The following is a 19,072-nucleotide window of genomic DNA, read 5'->3' on the forward strand; positions in this document are numbered from 1 at the left end:
TGCATCTCCCCCATTTATTCCTTGGATAGTTTTGTGAGCGGCGCATAATTGGCCATCGTCTTTTTGACCCCCACACGGTCGAACTGAATTTCTACAATGCAGTCTCCCGCCACAGGGGTGACTTTGAGAACCTTGCCGCGGCCAAAGACCTTATGGTCCACAAAATCGCCAGGTTCAAAGCCCACCGCCTTCTTTTTGGATGCAGAGGGCTGGTCCAGCAAGGTAGAAGAACCGGCTCCGGCAGGCGCCGCCGAACGGGAAGAACCGTATCCGGCTCCGAATCCGCTTGCGGGAACCGTATGATGACCGATCCCGCGGGGACTTTCATGGCCTCCGGTGGCTGCAAAACCACTGCGGAAACCGCCGCCGGAGGCATACCGGCTGCCAAAGCCGGCATTGTACTCGTTGTTCAGGTAGCCGCGGGATGTGCCGGAGTATCCGCTGCGGCCGCCGGGTACGTTGGCGGAATACGTGCCGTATCCGGCTCCGAATCCGCTCCCCATGGCGGCAAGCTCAGGACTCTGGGTTTCCTCCAGCAATTCGGGGTCGATCTCATTCAGGAACTCCGACGGCGGATTGCGCCGGGTCTGTCCGAAGATCATCCGGCTGCGGGAAGAAGAAAGATACAGTTCCTTCTTTGCTCGCGTAATGCCCACATAGCAAAGACGCCGTTCTTCCTCCATGTCCTCCTCGTTATAACGGGCCAGGTCTCCGGGAAAAACACCATCCTCCATGCCGATGATAAAGACATACGGAAATTCCAAGCCCTTGGCACTGTGCAGGGTCATCAGCGTAACCGAGTCGGCATCTTCGTCATAGGAATCGATATCAGCAATCAGGGCTACTTCTTCCAGGAATCCGGACAGCGTTGCATCCTCCCCGTTCTGGTCTGCATAGGTCTTGACCGAGTTGACCAACTGACCCAGGTTTTCCAGACGGGTCTCTCCTTCTTCCTTCTGGGCTTTCAGCATGGCTTCATATCCGGTTTTACGGATCACCTCGCCTACAAACTTATCCAAAGGCAAAGTGACGGACAAATCGCACAAGGTACGATACATGTCATAGAACGCGCCCAGCGCGGAAGCGGCGCGGGCCAGTGCAGGATAGGTAGACGCCTCAGAGATGATCTGCAGCATGGGCACCCCGCGGGAGGCCGCCAGTTCGGCGATCTTATCCACTGTGGTGGCACCGATCTTGCGGGCCGGTTCGTTGATGATCCGGCGCAGCCGTACATCATCCCGGGGGTTGACCACAATAGCCAGATAAGAGTTGATATCCTTGACTTCCTTACGGTCAAAGAAGCGCTGGCCGCCCACAATGCGGTACGGAATACCAGCCCGGGCAAAATAAGCTTCCACAGGGCTGGACTGGGCATTCATCCGATACAGCACCGCATGATCCCGCAAGCTGGCGCCGCTGCGCAGATTCTGTCCGATGATATCGGCAATGTGACTGACTTCGTCCTGCTCGCTGGACGCCGTATAATGATGGATTTTGGCCCCGGTACCGTTTTCGGTCCAAAGGGTCTTGCCCTTACGGCCGTTGTTGTTCTTGATAACGCTGTTTGCCGCGTTCAGGATGTTGGAAGTGGAGCGATAATTCTGCTCAAGACGAATGGTCCTGGCCCCGGAAAACACTTTTTCAAAGTTCAGAATATTTTCGATGGTAGCGCCGCGGAATTTATAGATGGACTGATCGTCGTCGCCAACTACGCAGACATTGTTTGTTCCGCCCGCCAGCAGCCGGACGAGATGGAACTGCGCCACGCTGGTATCCTGGTATTCGTCCACCACGATATAGCGGAACTTGTTCTGATAGTATTCCCGCGCCTCCGCGTCCTTCTTCAGCATCTGCACGGTGTGGAAGATCAGGTCATCAAAATCCATGGCGCCTGCCGTCTTCAGACGTTCGGCGTAGGTAGTATAGATCTTGCTGACCAGCGCCGCCTTTGTATCCTTGGGCGGTTCGGAAGCCACATCCCTGGCTGAAAGCAGTTTGTCCTTGAACGCGCTGATCCGTGCGATTGCCTGCTTCGGGGGCAGGAACTTATCATCGATCATCAGTTCCTTGTAGATTTGTTTGACAACCCGCTGCTGGTCGTCGGAGTCATAAATGGTAAAGCTGGTGGGAAATCCGATGCGCTCGGCATCCCGGCGAAGAATCCGCACACAGGCAGAGTGGAACGTGGAGGCATGTACATCACTGCCCACGGTTTCTCCCAGCATAGCCTTCAGGCGATCCTTCAGCTCTCCGGCCGCCTTGTTCGTGAAGGTGATGGCCAGCACATCCCAGGGACGGGCCGGTTCCACCGCCAAAAGTCGGGCCTGATCGGCGGAAGGATTGCGGCCGCTTTCCATGGTATTGCGCAGATAATCCACATCTTCCTGGGTCACCGGCCGGCAGACCTCCCGGCTGCCATGGGCTCTGCCGAACCGGATGATATTGGCAATGCGGTTGACCAGCACGGTGGTCTTTCCGGAACCGGCTCCTGCCAAAATCAGCAGTGGACCTTCAGTGGTAAACACCGCTTGGCGCTGAACCGGGTTCAGACGGGTAAAGCAGGATTCGATATACCGATCCCGCAACTGTAAATATTCATTCAAAATGGCGTCAGGCATAGGTGATTTCTTCCTTCGCTCCTGCAGTCTCTTAAAAGATAAAATTCTGATTTTCCAGTATACCACAAATTTTTATTCATGGAAAGGGTCGCGGGGGCCCATGATCCGACTTTTCCAGATCTTGGGAGTCGCGTCCCGGAAACCGGCCGACAGGTATTTTCCCATGGACAGACTGGCGGCAGTACCACGTGCCACACAGTTGAGTGGATCAGGCGCAATGGCCACATCCACATGCAGTTCCCCGGCCAGATACCCGGCCAGTCCCCGCAGCATGGAACCACCGCCTGTCAGCAAAATGCCGGTCTTGCCCACGTCTGCTGCCAGTTCCGGCGGGGTATTTTGCAGTACATTATGGGCCGCCGCTGCAATGCGGGCAGCCAGTTCCCGTACCGGTGCATACAAATCGCGGGTGTAGATCAGACGGCGCGCCGGCAGATTTGTCTCCCAGGAATGGCCCCGTACTTCCATCACGCCTTCAAATTCGCTCTGGGAACAGCATGCCACCTGCTTTTTGAGTGCTTCGGCGGTCAAAGGCCCGATGGCAATGCTGAACTTTTCCTGCACATACTGCGCAATACAATTGTCAAAAGCGTTGCCGGCCACCGGAAGACTGGCGGCCTGGACACGCCCGCCCATGCTGATGACTGCTATGTCAGTGGAGCCGCCGCCGATGTCAATGACCATACAGCCGCGGGGCGTGCGTATATCCAGCCCCGCACCAAGGGCAGCCGCCACTGGTTCATCCACCAGATAGACCTGTTTGGCTCCCGCAGCCATCACCGATTCCACCACGGCATCAGCTTCAATACCGGTGATGGCCGCCGGCACGCAAACCGCCACCCGGGGTCGGATCAGGCGGGACGGGCATACCTGGTTGATAAACCGTACGATCAGTTCGTTGGTCATCCTGTGGTCCTGAATCACGCCGTCTCGCAACGGGCGCACAATGTCAATATAGCGGGGGGCGCGCCCTACCATGCGCAGAGCGTCCTCCCCCACCGCGATGACCGTATTGGAACGGGTATCCACCGCACCGACACTGGGCTGGCGGAAAATAACCCCCTGCTGTTCGGTAGCAATAATGATGGTGCTTGTTCCTAAATCAATGCCAATATCGTATTGCTTCATTTGCTTTGTTTCTCCTGAGGCTGCTGTTGTTTGGGCACCCGTTTTTCAGGGGGCAACTCCTCTTTGGCGGCAACACTGACTGCAAATACCGAAACTGCGCCGCCCTGCAGCAGGGCCAGCGCACAAGCCGAGACCGTTGAACCGGTGGTGATAATATCATCTACCAGCAAAACACGAGCCCCCGAAAGGTCCGTGCCGGATCGGCAGGCATATGCATCCTTTGTGTTCTGCAATCTTCCGGCCAGATCCAGCCCCTTTTGGGGCTTCATTTCCCGTGTGGTGTGCAACGGGCAGGACAAGGGAATTCCCAAGATCCGGGAAAGTCGTCTGGCCAGCAGATACGGCATCCTTCCGCTTCCGCGTCTTCTCGGCGGGACCGGAACAATCACGGTGTACGGAAGAAGTCCGCCGGGAGCATGGTAAACCGGAGTTCCGGACATATATCCGGACGCTTCGGCTCCAAAAACCATCACTGCCATCATGTCCGCAAATTCCTGTGCATACCAGGGATGGCCGTGCTCTTTGCATCGCAGGATCGCATGGCGTACCCCATCGCTGTAATAAAAGGCACTGGCCGCACCTGAAACGGCATAAAACTCATGTTCCGTATCCGGCAGCCGGGGTGGCTCATGCGTCAGCCGCTTTATTTCCGGAAGACATTCCCGGCAGATACATCTCATAAAGGCATCCTTCGGCAGGACGCGGTCACAGAACGGGCATCGCCGCGGCCAAAGCAGCGCGGCAAGGCGTTCCGGAACCCCCTTCATGATTTATGGCCGACGGCGTCCGCCAGCAGATAGCGCAAACCGCTGTAACGAAGATTTTGGCGCACATTCTGAATCATGGTCTGTACAGTGCGTCCTGTTCCGGTAATAATGCACAGCTTGCGCGCACGGGTCACACCCGTATACAAAAGATTGCGGTAACAAAGGCGGGACGGCACATCCGCCGCCGGGATGATCACTGCCGGGAATTCCGAGCCCTGGCTCTTATGGATCGTAACCGCATAAGCCGGTTCCAGTTCCGCCAGCTGGTCCGCTCCGTATACATACTTGCGGTCATCCATCAGCACGGTGACGCTGCGGGCCGAGGGATCCACCTCGGTTACGATGCCAAGGTCCCCGTTATAAGCCCCCACGCCGGCCTCTGCCCCTGACCGCTCATAGGGAATGTCATAATCGTTTTTGATCTGCATGACCTTATCCCCCAAACGCAGCACCCGACCGGTCTGTTCCCAGACAATCTGGGGCTTATCGGGCGAAGGGGGGTTGAGTACCGCCTGCAAGCGGTGATTCAATTCGGTGCTTCCGGTAGGTCCCTTCTTTGTAGGGCACAGTACCTGGATGTCCCGTACCGGGTCCAGCCCATAGGTGCGCGGCAGCCGGTTGGATACCAGATCACACACCAGGCGCTGGCATGCCAGACCATAGGATTCAATCATGAAGAAATCGTCATCACGGCCACCGGCGCGGGGCATTTCCCCATGAACGATGCGGTGAGCGTTCTGGATGATCAGACTTTTTTGTGCCTGACGAAAGATTTCTGTCAGTCGCACAGTCGGCAATATTCCGGCCCGCAGAATCTCGCTGAGAATATTGCCGGGGCCAACACTGGGCAGCTGATCAGCATCTCCCACCATAATAATGCGGCAATGGGGACGCGCCGCCGCCAGCAGTGCCTGAAACAGCTTGACATCCACCATACTCATCTCGTCCAGGATGATAACATCAAAAGGAAGAAGATTTTTTTCGTTGTGGATAAAGCGCACAGTCCCGGTGGAGTAATCCACTTCCAGCAGACGGTGGATCGTGGAGGCGCTGTGCCTGGTCAGTTCGCTCAGCCGTTTGGCTGCCCGCCCGGTAGGAGCACAGAGGGCCACCCGATCATACATGCCCTCGTACAGAGTGAGAATGGCATTGACCGTGGTCGTCTTGCCGGTACCGGGACCACCCGTCAAAACCATCACACGATTGGACAATGCCATGCGGATGGCTTCTTTCTGCAACGGTGCATAGGAAAAGCCCTGGGCCATTTCCAGTACCCGGATATCGTTATCCAAAGTAGGTGGTGCTTCCGTGGGAAAGGTCGAGATTTCCCCAAGGCGTACCGCAATATCTTCCTCCGCACGAAGCAGGTCCGGCAGATAAATGTATTCTGTCCCGTCATAGGTACGGGCACGCAGCTCATCCCCGGACAGCATTTCCCGCAAGTTTTTCTCCACCAGGTCAGGCTGCTGGCGCAGGAACTGAGCGGTAGCATCCACGAGTTTGGTACAAGGCAGGCAAGTATGACCATTGCCGGAGTTATGGCGCAGTGTATACAAAAGGCCAGCCGCAATACGCAGGCGACTGTCCGCCTCTACCTGCAGGGTGTTGGCAATCCCATCCACCTGAGCAAATTTCAGATTCAAGGGCTCACCACACAGCATATACGGGTTCTGGTTCAGCGCCTCCACCGTGTGCGGTCCAAAAGCCCGGTACGCCGATACCGCACATTGGGCCGAAAGGCCGAACCGGGCCATCCAGGCAATAACTTCCCGTACACCATACAGGCGGCGGAATTCATTGGAGATAGCCGTCGCCTTCTGGGGAGTAATGCCTTTGATTTCACACAGACGATCCGGTTCCTCTGCAATGACGGTCAGTGTTTCCGCCCCAAACTTTGCCACAATCTTTTTGGCTGTGGATGACCCGATATACGGCAGAACGCCGCTGGCCAGATAACTTTGGATGGCTGCCGTGTCCTGCGGCAGGGCGGCCTCGCACGTCTCCGCACGGAACTGTTCCCCGTAGTTGGGGTGGTTGGTCATCTGCCCATACACCACCACCGACATACCATTGTCAATACTGCCCACATTGCCGGAAACAACCACATCGGTGCCACCGGCGTCCACTTCGAACACCGCGTACCCGGTTTCCGGATTTTCAAAAATCACATGTTCCACAATGCCTTCCAGCTTGAGCAGTTCTCCGGCCATGGTCGTTTCCTCCTTTCTTGGATTTGGGGACAGAATCACCCAATATACCTTTATATTATATCCAACTCCCCCTTTTTTGGCAATGGCATTGGCAGTCCTTTTCAGATAGTCTGCTCCGTTGTTTGGCGTTATATCGCTTTCATCTCCGACCCAGACCCGATCATCAAATCGCCTTCGGCGGCCGGCAATCGAAAACGGTCAGTTCCTGAAGCCGTGCGGAATGATACAAGCCTGCAGGATCCCCCGTCGGGAGCCACTGTCCTCCCCTAGCCTCATTTTATAAAAGGAGTCCCCGCTGCTCTGTCAGAGGCAGCGGGGACTCCTTGCACCACAATAATAATTAAAGGATGATTTCCATACCGGTTTTCAGCGGCTTAAATCCGCAGGATTCATAAAAGCCCTGGGCCCTGTCGTTGCCGGCCCACACATTCAGCGTCACATTGTAGCAACCATGTTCCCGGGCGTAGGCCAGGACCGCCTCATACAGTGCACGACCAATATGCTGCCCACGGCAAGCTTCATCCACACACAGATCATCAATATACAGAGTTTTCACATCTGTCATGATATTGTCGTTCAGATATTGCTGGAAAATGCAGAAGGCATAACCAAGCAGATATCCGTTGTCATCCACTGCCACCAGGATGGGGCGCTCATCATCCGCGATGATGGCGGCCAGCTCTTCATCCGTATATTTGCGCCCGCCGTTCTTGAACAGGTCGGGGCGGATGCCGTGATGGACCAGTTCTACCTGCAGAAGCAGGTCATTGATGCGGTCCATATCGCGGGTTTCAGCTCTGCGGATCTTCATGTTTCATGCGCTTCCCTTCTAAATATTTTGCTTGACAAAAAGACTATATATGTAAAATTATACATCCGTTTTCTCATTTTTCAAGTTTTTGCCTTTTCATCAAAAAAGCAGGCTCTGCTTTCCCGTAATGCCGATCGGGCATTGTCCGGGCACAGAGCCTGCTCTATGAATGATCCGATAAAAATTACAGGGAGGCGACTGCGGCTTTCAGTTCTTCCACACGGTCGGTGTTCTCCCATTTGACACCCAGGTCCTCCCGGCCCATATGACCATAGGCCGCCAGTTTGCGGTAAATGGGCTTGCGCAGATCCAGATCGCGGATGATTGCTGCGGGGCGCAGATCAAAGACCTTTTCCACCGCTGCTTCCAGCTTTTCGTCTGCCACCACACCGGTACCGAAGGTATCCACAAAGATGGAAACCGGCTCGGCCACGCCGATGGCATAGGCCAGCTGGACTTCGCACTTGTCGGCCAGACCGGCGGCCACCAGGTTCTTGGCCACCCAGCGGGCTGCATAGGCAGCGGAACGGTCCACCTTGGAGGGATCCTTGCCGCTGAAAGCGCCGCCGCCATGGCGGGCATAGCCGCCGTAGGTATCCACGATGATCTTGCGACCGGTCAGGCCGCTGTCGCCCTGGGGACCACCCACCACAAAACGGCCGGTGGGATTGATGAAGTACTTGGTGTTTTCATCCAGCAGATTGGCGGGAATGGTATCCTTGATGACATGCTCCATCACGTCGGCGTGGAGCTGCTCCTGGCTGACTTCCGGGCTGTGCTGGCTGGAAATGACCACGGTATCCACACGGGCAGGCTTGCCGTCCACATACTCGATGGTGACCTGGCTCTTGCCGTCCGGGCGCAGATATCCCATGGTGCCATCCTTGCGCACCTCGGTCAAACGCTTGGCCAGCTTGTGAGCCAGAGAAATGGGCAGGGGCATCAGTTCGGGGGTCTCATTACAGGCATAGCCGAACATCATACCCTGGTCACCGGCACCGGCCACCTCATCGTTGGTGCCCAATGCGATGTCCGGGCTCTGGCCGTCGATGCTGGTCATCACACCGCAGGTATCACAGTCAAAGCCATACTTGGCACGGTCATAGCCGATATCCTTGATGACGCCGCGGGCAATACCGGGCAGATCCACATAGCAGGTGGTGGTAATTTCACCCATGATGTGGACCAGACCGGTGGTGCAGGTGGTTTCGCAAGCCACGCGGGCGCCGGGGTCCTGTGCCAGGATAGCGTCCAGGATGGCATCGGAAATCTGGTCACAGATCTTGTCGGGATGCCCCTCGGTAACGGATTCGGATGTGAACAGGAATTTGGACATAGTAAGCTGCCTCCTATTGTAGGAAAATATTGCGGGTCAGAAAGGCAACTTGACGAAAACCATGCAACGCATTCCGTCACGGCGGCAAACACAACAAAAAGCGCGTTTCCCACACACGGCGGGAAACGCGCGCAAACGCTTATCTTCCGGTTTCCCGCAGGACTTGGCACCTTACGCATGCGCAGGTTGCCGGGCTTCACAGGGCCTGTTCCCTCAGCCACTCTTGATAAGTCACCTTATTCTGATGTCGAGGAGTATAATAACACAACACCTGGTAGTTGTCAACGATTTTGCGACAACTTTTTCAGGAATTCCGTCAAAGAATCAGCGGCGGCCATGCAGGATTGGAGACAGAGGCTTGTAAATCAGGAAGCAGAGCACCGAATCGAGAAGGCCTTTTACAAAAGTGAAAGGCAGGTTGAACATGACCAGGCAAAACAGCAAGCTGGTGGCATTGGGATTCAGTTCCTGATAGGCCCCCAGAATCAGGTCCATGCCGCCGAACATCTGGGCATACACAGGATAGGTGAAGAAGTAGTTGACCGGCACGCTGATCAGCGCCATGACAACAGCACCCACCAGTGCACCAATAGCCGCCATCTTGCGGCTCTTGTGGTACTTGTAAATCAGTCCGGCCGTAACGGTAAAGGCCGCACCCAACAAAAAGTTGCACACTTCGCCGATCCCGCCGGTGGAGCCATGGAAAATCGCCGCCAGAATGTTTTTGACCAGGCAGACTGCCGCACCATACACGGGGCCCAGGCTGAAGGATGCCAGCAATGCCGGCAGTTCCGAAATATCCATCTTGACAAAGAAAGGGATGAACATGGGCAGGCTGAAATCCACCATCATCAGCACAAAGCCGATGGCTGAAAGCATGGCAGTCACAGTGAGTTCACGAATATGCGTTTTGGTTTTCATAAAAATACCTCCCGGCCTTGCGGCCCTAGCAAAATAGTGAAAGCCGGTTGCCACAGCTGTCGGGAGGCTTGTTTTCCTGCCAAGCAAAAGTGCCCTGCCGCAAGGACGCAGCAGGGCACGGAATGCAAGTCAAATAAAGCGAGCTTCCGTTTCTTCCATCCGGACTATACCGTCGGCCTCGGAATTTCACCGAATCAGCGGCTGCCTTGGCAGCCGGTCGCGGGCTTTACCGCCGGTGGGGAATTTCACCCCGCCCTGAAACAGACTTTCTGTGCAACAGTATAGCACAGTTTACAGAGAATGCAAGCAGTTTTTTTGCAGTATGTCCCGGCCTTGACACGCGCGGTATTTCACGGTATCCTTACCACATACGCAATTGATCGTACACAGGTGCAAATCACCTGTTTTTCTGTCTGTACAGGAGTAACATGCAAAATGGCAATTCGGGAATTCTGGACCCTCTTCATGGGTTTTATCAATACCCATAACGATATTCTCCGTATTCTGCTGACCGCAATTCTGGCCCTGGCTGCCGTATTTGGTACACGTTTGTATCGCAGTCTGATCCAGAGTCTGCGGAAAAAGCTGCTGCGTTTCATGCCGGAATGGCTGCGGATCCTGTACGATGGATTTTACGGCTCACTGGTCTTACTGCTGCGCACCTTTCTGATTTACCTGGCGGTGCTCGCCTTTCCCCTGCCGCTGACGCCCCGGCAAACGGAGCTGTTGGCCGGACCGGTGTTCGGTTCCATCTCCATTGCACTGCTTGGGCTGGGATTCTGGCGCAGTGAAGCTTTGTGCGGTCTTCTGCTGCGCAGCGCACAGAATCGCCTGGATCTGGAAAGCAACAAAACCATGACCCATTTTTTTGAAAAGATTTATCGGGCCATGGTCGTTGTGATCACCATTCTGGCTATGCTGGAACTGTTCGGCGTACCGGTAGCCGGTCTGATGGCCGGTGCCGGCGTAGCCGGTCTGGCGGTGTCTCTGGCAGCACAATCCACCCTCTCCAACCTGATTGCCGGGATTACCCTGGTCATGGAACGTCCCTTTGGCATCGGAGACTATATTGTCCTGGGGAGCTTTGAAGGCACCGTCGAGGAGATCTCTTTCCGCTCTACCAAGCTGCGCACCCCGGACAATTGCCAGATCACGGTAGAAAACTCCAAGGTCAGCGCCGAATACATCCAGAACGTGACCGACCGCAACAGTCGTCTGTGGAATTTCGTCATCGGAGTCACCTACGATACATCCCGTGAAAAAATCGAGGCCTTGTGTGCTGCCCTGACCGAACTGTGCAAAGCCGATCCTGACGCACAGCCGGATACCGTGCAGGTGTGCCTGACAAACTTCGGTGCTTCCAGCATTGATATTGATGTGCGCATGTACGTAACGGCGCTGGGTCTGGCAGATTTCCGCGCTATGAAAAACCGCGTGAACCTGAAAATCATGGATCTGATGGAAAAGGAAGGATGTTCCTTCGCCTTTCCGTCCACCAGCGTGTACCTGGAAAAAACGCCGGAAAAGTAACCAGACAGCCAAGAAGCCCGACCAAAAGAGGTCGGGCTTCTTTATTATATGATTATATGTCACGTCTGGCATCCAGCAGAAAGCGGTCCGTTCCCTGGTCGGTGGTAACCGTGATAATGAAGCTGTACGCTGTGTCAAAACGATACTGAAGTGAATCTTCTCCTGCGTCCTGCGGACAATAGTCTACCTTTTCAATGGGCTTCGAAGTGCTGTATCCCTGATAACCGCCCTCATTGGGCAGGACAAACGCAACTTCCACGTTCTCCGCCGTCACATGATACCATGTCAGCGTAGGCACGTCCGTCACACGGAGAAGGCAAAGTTCCTGCCCCGGCGACCCATCTTCCGGGTACCAAATATCGGTAGACTCGCTGACTTCACAGCCGGACAACTCCACGGACACTCCCGTATTGGGCAGTATCGTCTGCCAGGTCGTTTCCGGCTGCTGCTTTTTGCAGCCACACAGAAGCACCATCACAGCCAGGACGGCGATCATCAGACGTCCCCGGTGTTTCATGGGCAAACATCCTTTCTTACTCATAAGGGTCATAAGGTCCCAGCGGTATTTCCCTGCCCAAATCCAGGACACGAGGGCACAGCCCCGTGGCAGCCTGTACAAATCCCATCAGCATCCCCAGATGAAGGTGCAGATGCCGGTACTGCGCCAGGATCAACGTCATGCGGGTCCATTCGCAGCCTTCCGGACGCTGCAGAAGATCCTCATCATGCAGGGCCGGCAGATACAGCGAAAGTTTTGCCTTGATGGTATGGAAATAATCGTTGATCTGGCGGCGGTTCAGATGGGTGGCCGGATAGATGGCCAGATCCTGCAGCAGCGGCGTATGGATCGGCGGCTCCACAAAATCCCGGTCCCGGGGATTGATGAACCATTGGTCCAGCCCATGCAGCATGTGATAAATGTGCTGCCACATCGGAGCACCGCCATAGGGTTTATCCCACAGATCATCGGGGATACAGTCAATGACGTTCTGTGTCTCCCACAGAGCACGTACCGTCATTTCTGTCAGAATGGCATGATAAGATGATTCCCGCATGAACTGTGCCCCTTTCCCGATCAGGTCGGTCTTTTGGCTAGTATCCGCAGAAACTGGGTCTGTCATTCATCCGCCACGAGCAAGGTCGGCAAGGTCTTTTCGCTGTACTGGGAGGAGATAATCGGGGTGAGCGACACGCGGGAATATACGCCTTGCGCCACACCGTCATAGGTATAGATGCCGGTCAGGTTATAGTACCGATTCAGGCCGAATTTTTCCCCCTTCAGACCATAGTTTTCGGTCACATAAGGGGTATGGAATTCCTGCAGCAGATATCCGGTATAAGGCACAGTGCGAACCACTTCGGCCCAGCGGTCAGCATCGTATTCAACTCCGGCATAGACCCCACGGGAACCGTACGAATCCGTCGGTTTCAGGATCCAGCGATCCTTATCTTCCAGCACCATGGGCAGGTGCTCCGCTGCGAACTCTGCGGTATAAGGCACATGCGCCTGCACGTAGTCCCGCTGCTCGTCTGTGAGCATCTGCATGGTACGCGGCAGATGCAGCACCCGGAACAGCTCCTTGTTGTGCACAATCTGGGTATGAAAATCCCCTACCAGCAAAACAGCATTATCTCTGGCAGCCTGCAGCAGAGCGCCGCTCTCCTCGTAATGATTCAGCACATCACTGGTGACGGCCCGACGGTAAATCATATCGATTTTTGCTCCGGCAGGGCCGGTCAGGACATACCCGTCATACTGCAGCGCCCGCACGTCACAGACCTCCGCCGGGATTCCCGCCTTTTCAAAATGCTGCCGGAAGACCTCAAACTCATTGACCGTTCCGCATTCCATATAGTCCACGATGGCCACCCGCGGGGTTCCATGGCCGCCGGCGCGCTGCCAGATGCGTTCCATGGTCGCGACCCAGCTGTCAAACAATTCGCAGCGGCGTGTTTTGTGGGCTGCCGTGAATTCCCGATACACGGACGAAAGCTGCTGGGCATTGTGCAGTTCCCGGTCTTCGTTCATGGCACTGGCGCCGTCCGTGTTGAACTCACAGAACGTATACGCGCCCGTTTCTTCATTATAAAAGAAGTCGATGCGCGCCATGGGGAGCAGCGAGGGAGCCCTGTTGGCCCGCAGAATCAGTTCTTCGATGCGGGGATCAAATCCGAAAAGAGCTCGATAAGAAGCGTCGGATTCGTACTCCGTCATAACCCGGTCAAAGATGGAATACAACACTTGCATATCCGCCTTGATCTGGGAGAACTGGCTTTCGGTCAGAAGTTTGGGCTTGAAACAGGTACGGACATACTCTCCATGGTGAATTGCCGTAGAATGTTTCATATAATCTACAATGGCATCAAAATTCTGGCGCAGTTCCTGCGGATTCCGACGGGCCATCTCCAGATATTCGGCATCCAATGTCAGGGCATTCTTAAAATGATTCATTTTCAGTCACCGTTTCGCGGATGGTTTTCTTCTGTGCAGCCAGAGCCGCCAGCGGCTCCAGGTTGCGGCGCCCTTCAGGGGTCGTAACACGGCTCTTGGCTTGTGCCATCAGCCACGCGACTTCGTCGGCCACCGGGCGTCCATAAACCTGCGCCTTGTAACCGTTGCAGCAAATTCCCGTCTTGGCCGCTTCAATGTCTTCCACCGTTGCGCCTGCATAATGGCGCAGGATGCCTTCCTGTGCGGCAGGGCTGGACAGAATGGCTTTGACCATTTCCGCATAGCCAGCCACATAAGCGGCCGGCATGCTGTCCGCAACCCGGATCTCTATATAGCTTTTCAGGCGCACGTCAAAAAAGAACATGGACAGCACATGCTCTATCTCGTCCCGCCCCATGGCGGAAGGATATACTTCAAAAGCAGATTTTCGGCCGACGCCTTCGGTTCGAGGACCCCGGCGGGACACCACCAGGGGTTTTTGCAGGATATAGTCAGCGTACTTTTCAAACCCGAAATCCGCATCCATCAAAATCGGCGGAATGCCGCAGCGGTCGGGGTCCACATCGTTCCAGACAGAAGTGCGCACACTGTAGGCATGGTTGGGCTGCCCCTCATAAACGGGCGCATTATCTGTCAGCAGAGCCAGCAGCGGCGCCATCAGGCATGCCACGCGGTACTTGCGTACAAAGTCCTGTTCACTGTAATAATCCACCGAAACCTGGGTAGAGGCGGTAGCACGCATCATCTGGATGCCGTGATGTCCCCGCTTTTGAAAATACCGGTCCATCACTTCATACCGCTTTTTGGGAATCAGCGGCAGCGCTGCGGCCCGCCGGGTGGGATGATACCCCAGATTGTACCCGCGCAAGCCTTGCTGGGCCAAAGCGCGGTGCATACGCGCCGCAAAGCCTTCATACACCGCCATCAGACGACTGACGTTGGGCTGGGGCAAGATGCTGATTTCTAGCTGGCAGGCGGGTTCCAGGGAAACCGCATAAGCATCATTGTAAAACCCAACATATTCGCCGTCCATCACCACAGGCACATCACCGGTCTGCTGCAGTGCCTTCATGACCTGCTGAACTTGCTCGAAATCAATAGGGCTTCCATCTGCCCCGGTAATAAAATGTTCTACTTCCAACCCGACCGTCAATTTTCCCACAGGCTTGCAGCCTGCTTCAAAATAATTGACCAGGGCTTCTTTTTGCTTTCTCAGGTTTGCCAAAATACCCTCCTGTTTCCGCGCACGCCACAGCAGGAGCTTTCCCCTGCCTCATATGGCATGCACATGGGTATTGTACACCCAACCTTTTGCAAAAGCAATGGGCACAAAACAGTTGCACCGGGCCAAACACAGACTTTTACAACAAAGGTAAAACGTACCCCCATGTCAGTTTTGGTATCCGATGCCATGGATATGCCGTTATCTGAAAAGGCATGCAAAAATCCTCCGCCAACCTGTAAAATTTCAGTTATGGCGGAGGATTGATCCTTTATTCAGCCTGCCCAAGGCAGGTACGTATGTATTCCGGTGCGTCCTCACGGTTCATGCCCAGTGCAAAGGCCAGCTCGCCGTACAGCTGGTCTTCTGCCGCATGAAAATAGCGTTCATCCACACTGGTGGCACGCCGCCCCTTTTGCTGCCGCTCGGCACGGCGGCGATGCAGTGCTTTCAGCAGACCGGCCAACGCCCGACAATCGCAGCCGTGCTGAATCTGGCTGTACAATGCTTCGCGGCCTTTTTCATCGGGGATTTCCAGTTCGGGAACCTCCGGGAGTTCCTTGACGATCTGCTCTGCCTGTTCCCTGGTCACCGGCGGCCTAATCACCACGCGCTCGTTGTCAATGGGCGCATAGATGACCAGTTCCGGCTGGTAATACGGACGCAGCGTATAATACAGTCGGTCACCTGGTCCGCCCAGGTTCAGCGGGCCAACCGCTGCCACACGGCAGATGCCATGTTCACCATATACAATGATGTCCCCAACGTTATACATGATACCCCACTTTCTTTCTTCGTCATTGCTTCGTATATTTTTATTATAACACAAAAAATCAGCCCCGACAAAGGCATTTTTTCGTCTGTGCGTGATTTTTGTTGATTTTGCTCCACATGTCCCCGGCAAAATTTATGCGTTTTTGTGTATCACTGAAACTCACGAAAAAGATTTTTTCATTTGCGTTGTTTATGCAACGGCTATTTGGTGTCTTTTCAGATATAATCAATGCAAATCCATATGATCAAAGGAGCTCTTCATGATTCGGAAAATCATTCACATCGACCAAGAAAAGTGCAATGGCTGCGGTGCCTGCGCTCGGGCCTGCCACGAAGGCGCCATCGGAATGGAGAATGGCAAGGCTGTCCTGCTTCGGGATGACTACTGTGATGGACTGGGGGATTGCCTGCCCACCTGCCCCACCGGTGCTATCAGCTTCGTGGAGCGGGAAGCAGCGGCTTACGATGAAGCTGCCGTTGCCCAGCACATGCAGCATAAACAGGTTCCTGCGGGCTGTCCCGGTCAGCGTATGCATCAGATGGCACCTGCAGCGCCGGCAAATCAGCCTATGCGTGCTTCCTGCCTGGGTCAGTGGCCGGTACAAATCAAGCTTGTCCCGGTGAATGCTCCGTTCTTTGCCGGGGCGGATGTACTGGTGGCGGCCGACTGTACTGCGTTTGCCTATGCCCGCATGCACCAGGAATTCATGCACAACCGTGTGACCCTGATCGGATGCCCCAAATTGGATGCTGTGGATTACAGCGAAAAGCTGACCGCCATTCTGCAGGCGAACAAAATCGCTTCGCTGACCGTAGTACGCATGGAAGTTCCCTGCTGCGGTGGATTGGCCAATGCCGTACAGAGGGCCCTGCTTGCCAGTGGCCAGACCGTGCCCTGCCGGGTCGTAACCATCTCCATTGACGGACGGGTATTGGAAAATTGAGTGTGCTGTTTCTGCCCTGACTTTCCAACCTTCTCCAACAGTTTTCTTTCCCGAGGCAATCTGCCTTTGGCTGGAAAACTGTTTTTCTTTTTGTAAAGCAGTTTTACTTGTCATTTCCTGCCATACCGTTTTTCCCGGAATATGAAATTTTCACCGGTCGCCCCTCCTTTTTTGCCGGATTCTCTGCTTTCCGAATCCGTTTTACCGGCAGGCAGAACAAGAAAAATGCTTGACGCCGTTCCTTTATTGCATAAAAAAGAGAAAATAGCCTTCTTGCTTACCTTTTGGTCAAAAGCTGTGGGAGAACGCGCCAATCTCTGTTATAATAATTCTGTTTGCCATATTGTATACCAAACGGGAGGAATAAGATGGAAAAGACACAACAGTACGCGACTCCCTACGAATTTGAGGGGAAGCTGCCGCTGCGGCAGGCCATTCCCCTGGGACTTCAGCATGTGCTGGCCATGTTCGTAGGAAACCTGACCCCCATTTTGATTATCACCAGCCTGTGCGCAGCCGGCGGTGGCGCAGAAGAATTTGCGGCCATCCAGGTATCCCTGCTGCAGAACGCCATGCTGGTAGCCGGCCTTGTAACCTTGGTCCAGCTTTTTGCCATCGGACCTGTCGGCGGCAAAGTTCCTATTATTATGGGTACCAGTTCCGGCTTTATCGGTGTTTTCCAGAGCGTTGTCAAGGTTATGGGCGGCGGTATTGTCGCCTATGCAGCCATTATGGGAGCTTCCATTCTGGGCGGTCTTTTTGAGACGGTCTTGGGAGCTTTCCTGAAGCCGCTTCGCCGTTTTTTCCCCGCCGTGGTTACCGGTACAGTGGTTCTTTCCATCGGTCTGTCCCTGATCAGCGTGGGTGTTGGTTCCTTTGGCGGCGGCACCTCCGCTGCTGACTATGGCTCGGTGGAGAATCTGCTGGTTGCCCTGGCCGTGATGATCATTGTGCTGGCTCTCAAGCATGGAGCCAAAGGTATGGCCAGTTCTTCCTGCATCCTTATCGGAATCATCTGCGGGTACGTGATCTGCGCCATTCTGCCGTTCTTCCTTTCCACCACCGGGGTGACCGCCGACAGCGTTGCGTATACCAAAGCCTGGGTATTGAACTGGGACAAAGTTGCCCAGGCAGATTGGTTTTCCATCCCGCAGCTGATGCCGGTAAAACCGGTCTTTGATCTGCGCGCTATTATTCCTGTAATGATCATGTTCATTGTAACTGCCGTGGAGACTGTCGGCGACATTTCCGGCGTGACTGAAGGTGGTATGGACCGTGAAGCGACCGACCAGGAACTGGCCGGCGGTGTCATGTGTGATGGTCTGGGCTCCACCTTTGCCGCCCTGTTTGGGGTGCTGCCCAACACCTCTTTCAGCCAGAATGTCGGTCTGGTCACCATGACCAAGATTGTAAACCGTACTGCTCTGGCCTGCGGCGCTGTTTTCCTGGTACTCTGTGGTCTGCTGCCCAAGCTGGCAGCGATCGTTTCCATCATGCCGCAAAGCGTGCTGGGTGGTGCTGCCGTTATCATGTTCTCTTCCATTGTCATGAGCGGCATCCAGCTCATCACCCGCGAGCCCCTGACTGCTCGCAGCATGTCCATTGTTTCGGTAGCGCTGGGCCTTGGATACGGCCTTGGCGCCAACAGCGCCGTGCTGGCCGGCCTTCCACAGGCTGTACAGCTGATTTTTGGCGGTTCCGGTATTGTTCCCGCCGCTTTTGTGGCCATCATCATGAATGTGCTGCTGCCTAAGGAAAAGACTGAGGAAAAAGCCTGACGGTAGGTCGTTACATAAAAAAGCCCGTGATGCCTTATGTGGTATCACGGGCTCTTTTATATAGATTCACTCTTCCTGATTTAAAGCAGCTCGTGCCGCTGTATCCAAAAGCCGACGGAAGTTTTGACGGTCTCCTTCCGACATGGTTTGCGTCATTCGACAGAAACAGGCTTCCACTTGCTCTCGTATATGCGGGTAAACCTGCCAAGCCTTTTCTGTTGGATGTATATCATAGGTCCTTTTATCTTTTGGATTGGTGGTACGCTGAAGGAAGCCTCTCTCCTCCAGTTTTGTCACGGTCTTGGCAATAACACTTTTATCCAGGGAAAGCCGTTTGGTGATTTCATCCTGGGTCAACGTGCTGAAGTCGCATACAATCATGATCACAATCGCCTGCGCTGCCGTAAGGTCACAGGGAATACAGCCCTCGTTGAGCCATATATGCGATTTTCGATATAAGATAGAAATTGATTTGAACGGGCTGTCCGCTGCAAAGGACATTTCCGATCACCCCCATTGTTTCGTATTATACTTTATTTTAGTGGCAATTGCAACCATATATTGACGCGCCACGGGTTCCG

The 19,072-nt window shown here is 54.7% G+C and carries 16 protein-coding genes and 2 riboswitches; of the genes, 3 read left to right on the top strand and 13 right to left on the bottom strand.

The annotated features are described in order from the left end of the window. Positions 1-14: 14 nt before the first annotated feature. The 7 genes from AC127K_RS00315 to AC127K_RS00345 form a co-directional block, all read right to left on the bottom strand. Positions 15-2,618: an ATP-dependent helicase gene (locus AC127K_RS00315; protein WP_483721157.1), complete on the bottom strand. Its 2,604-nt coding sequence runs from the start codon at positions 2,616-2,618 to the stop codon at positions 15-17. A gap of 72 nt (positions 2,619-2,690) precedes the next feature. Then, positions 2,691-3,746, bottom strand: a complete 1,056-nt coding sequence (gene mreB / locus AC127K_RS00320; RefSeq protein WP_294541222.1) for a rod shape-determining protein — start codon at positions 3,744-3,746, stop codon at positions 2,691-2,693. Next, positions 3,743-4,426 (bottom strand): ComF family protein, encoded by a 684-nt coding sequence (locus AC127K_RS00325; protein WP_483721158.1) that lies wholly within the window; start codon positions 4,424-4,426, stop codon positions 3,743-3,745. The genes mreB and AC127K_RS00325 overlap by 4 nt, the downstream gene beginning before the upstream one ends. A gap of 83 nt (positions 4,427-4,509) precedes the next feature. Further along, a complete protein-coding gene (gene recD2 / locus AC127K_RS00330; RefSeq protein ID WP_483721159.1) occupies positions 4,510-6,723 on the bottom strand; it encodes an SF1B family DNA helicase RecD2 in 2,214 nt (737 codons plus the stop codon). A gap of 340 nt (positions 6,724-7,063) precedes the next feature. Then, positions 7,064-7,534, bottom strand: coding sequence for an N-acetyltransferase family protein (locus tag AC127K_RS00335; protein ID WP_483721160.1), 471 nt, complete (start codon positions 7,532-7,534; stop codon positions 7,064-7,066). 184 nt (positions 7,535-7,718) lie between these two features. Then, positions 7,719-8,870, bottom strand: coding sequence for a methionine adenosyltransferase (gene metK, locus AC127K_RS00340; protein ID WP_483721161.1), 1,152 nt, complete (start codon positions 8,868-8,870; stop codon positions 7,719-7,721). A 136-nt stretch (positions 8,871-9,006) separates the two neighbouring features. Next, a riboswitch (SAM riboswitch) is annotated at positions 9,007-9,103 on the bottom strand. Between the two features lie 91 nt (positions 9,104-9,194). Beyond that, a complete protein-coding gene (locus AC127K_RS00345; RefSeq protein WP_483721162.1) occupies positions 9,195-9,791 on the bottom strand; it encodes an ECF transporter S component in 597 nt (198 codons plus the stop codon). Positions 9,792-9,934: 143 nt separating this feature from the next. Next, positions 9,935-10,058, bottom strand: a riboswitch (FMN riboswitch). A 168-nt stretch (positions 10,059-10,226) separates the two neighbouring features. Between AC127K_RS00345 and AC127K_RS00350 the strand changes: the two genes are divergently transcribed. Continuing rightward, the gene (locus tag AC127K_RS00350) at positions 10,227-11,321 is read left to right on the top strand and encodes a mechanosensitive ion channel family protein (protein WP_294541234.1); all 1,095 of its coding nucleotides are present in this window, start codon (positions 10,227-10,229) and stop codon (positions 11,319-11,321) included. Between the two features lie 52 nt (positions 11,322-11,373). Here the strand turns inward: AC127K_RS00350 and AC127K_RS00355 are convergent, their stop codons facing one another. From AC127K_RS00355 to AC127K_RS00375, 5 genes are all read right to left on the bottom strand, one after another. Then, a complete protein-coding gene (locus tag AC127K_RS00355; RefSeq protein WP_483721163.1) occupies positions 11,374-11,838 on the bottom strand; it encodes a hypothetical protein in 465 nt (154 codons plus the stop codon). A 16-nt stretch (positions 11,839-11,854) separates the two neighbouring features. Beyond that, complete coding sequence (locus tag AC127K_RS00360; protein WP_294541238.1) at positions 11,855-12,376, bottom strand: hypothetical protein; 522 nt, start codon at positions 12,374-12,376, stop codon at positions 11,855-11,857. Between the two features lie 62 nt (positions 12,377-12,438). Beyond that, a complete protein-coding gene (locus AC127K_RS00365) occupies positions 12,439-13,773 on the bottom strand; it encodes an ATP-grasp domain-containing protein (protein WP_483721164.1) in 1,335 nt (444 codons plus the stop codon). Continuing rightward, positions 13,760-14,998 (bottom strand): glutamate-cysteine ligase family protein, encoded by a 1,239-nt coding sequence (locus AC127K_RS00370; RefSeq protein ID WP_483721165.1) that lies wholly within the window; start codon positions 14,996-14,998, stop codon positions 13,760-13,762. The genes AC127K_RS00365 and AC127K_RS00370 overlap by 14 nt, the downstream gene beginning before the upstream one ends. Positions 14,999-15,266: 268 nt before the next feature. After that, positions 15,267-15,770 (bottom strand): CarD family transcriptional regulator, encoded by a 504-nt coding sequence (locus AC127K_RS00375; RefSeq protein WP_294542856.1) that lies wholly within the window; start codon positions 15,768-15,770, stop codon positions 15,267-15,269. 259 nt (positions 15,771-16,029) lie between these two features. Here AC127K_RS00375 and AC127K_RS00380 point away from each other — a divergent pair, with 259 nt between their 5' ends. Beyond that, positions 16,030-16,713: an ATP-binding protein gene (locus AC127K_RS00380; protein ID WP_294542854.1), complete on the top strand. Its 684-nt coding sequence runs from the start codon at positions 16,030-16,032 to the stop codon at positions 16,711-16,713. A gap of 368 nt (positions 16,714-17,081) precedes the next feature. Further along, on the top strand, positions 17,082-18,491 hold the full coding sequence (locus tag AC127K_RS00385; RefSeq protein ID WP_483721166.1) for a uracil-xanthine permease family protein: 1,410 nt from the start codon (positions 17,082-17,084) through the stop codon (positions 18,489-18,491). A 66-nt stretch (positions 18,492-18,557) separates the two neighbouring features. On the opposite strand, the gene AC127K_RS00390 is transcribed toward AC127K_RS00385, so the two are convergent. Next, complete coding sequence (locus tag AC127K_RS00390; RefSeq protein ID WP_483721167.1) at positions 18,558-18,992, bottom strand: MarR family winged helix-turn-helix transcriptional regulator; 435 nt, start codon at positions 18,990-18,992, stop codon at positions 18,558-18,560. Positions 18,993-19,072 lie beyond the last annotated feature (80 nt).

This window comes from Subdoligranulum sp. DSM 23681 (assembly GCF_057005535.1).

Excerpts from the sequence above, each read along its gene's own strand:
- metK (WP_483721161.1), bottom strand. The coding sequence starts at position 8,870 with ATGTCCAAATTCCTGTTCACATCCGAATCCGTTACCGAGGGGCATCCC.
- AC127K_RS00385 (WP_483721166.1), top strand. The coding sequence starts at position 17,082 with ATGGAAAAGACACAACAGTACGCGACTCCCTACGAATTTGAGGGGAAG.
- AC127K_RS00365 (WP_483721164.1), bottom strand. The coding sequence starts at position 13,773 with ATGAATCATTTTAAGAATGCCCTGACATTGGATGCCGAATATCTGGAG.
- AC127K_RS00360 (WP_294541238.1), bottom strand. The coding sequence starts at position 12,376 with ATGCGGGAATCATCTTATCATGCCATTCTGACAGAAATGACGGTACGT.
- AC127K_RS00315 (WP_483721157.1), bottom strand. The coding sequence starts at position 2,618 with ATGCCTGACGCCATTTTGAATGAATATTTACAGTTGCGGGATCGGTAT.
- AC127K_RS00325 (WP_483721158.1), bottom strand. The coding sequence starts at position 4,426 with ATGAGATGTATCTGCCGGGAATGTCTTCCGGAAATAAAGCGGCTGACG.
- AC127K_RS00345 (WP_483721162.1), bottom strand. The coding sequence starts at position 9,791 with ATGAAAACCAAAACGCATATTCGTGAACTCACTGTGACTGCCATGCTT.
- AC127K_RS00390 (WP_483721167.1), bottom strand. The coding sequence starts at position 18,992 with ATGTCCTTTGCAGCGGACAGCCCGTTCAAATCAATTTCTATCTTATAT.
- AC127K_RS00355 (WP_483721163.1), bottom strand. The coding sequence starts at position 11,838 with ATGAAACACCGGGGACGTCTGATGATCGCCGTCCTGGCTGTGATGGTG.
- AC127K_RS00335 (WP_483721160.1), bottom strand. The coding sequence starts at position 7,534 with ATGAAGATCCGCAGAGCTGAAACCCGCGATATGGACCGCATCAATGAC.
- recD2 (WP_483721159.1), bottom strand. The coding sequence starts at position 6,723 with ATGGCCGGAGAACTGCTCAAGCTGGAAGGCATTGTGGAACATGTGATT.
- mreB (WP_294541222.1), bottom strand. The coding sequence starts at position 3,746 with ATGAAGCAATACGATATTGGCATTGATTTAGGAACAAGCACCATCATT.
- AC127K_RS00375 (WP_294542856.1), bottom strand. The coding sequence starts at position 15,770 with ATGTATAACGTTGGGGACATCATTGTATATGGTGAACATGGCATCTGC.
- AC127K_RS00380 (WP_294542854.1), top strand. The coding sequence starts at position 16,030 with ATGATTCGGAAAATCATTCACATCGACCAAGAAAAGTGCAATGGCTGC.
- AC127K_RS00350 (WP_294541234.1), top strand. The coding sequence starts at position 10,227 with ATGGCAATTCGGGAATTCTGGACCCTCTTCATGGGTTTTATCAATACC.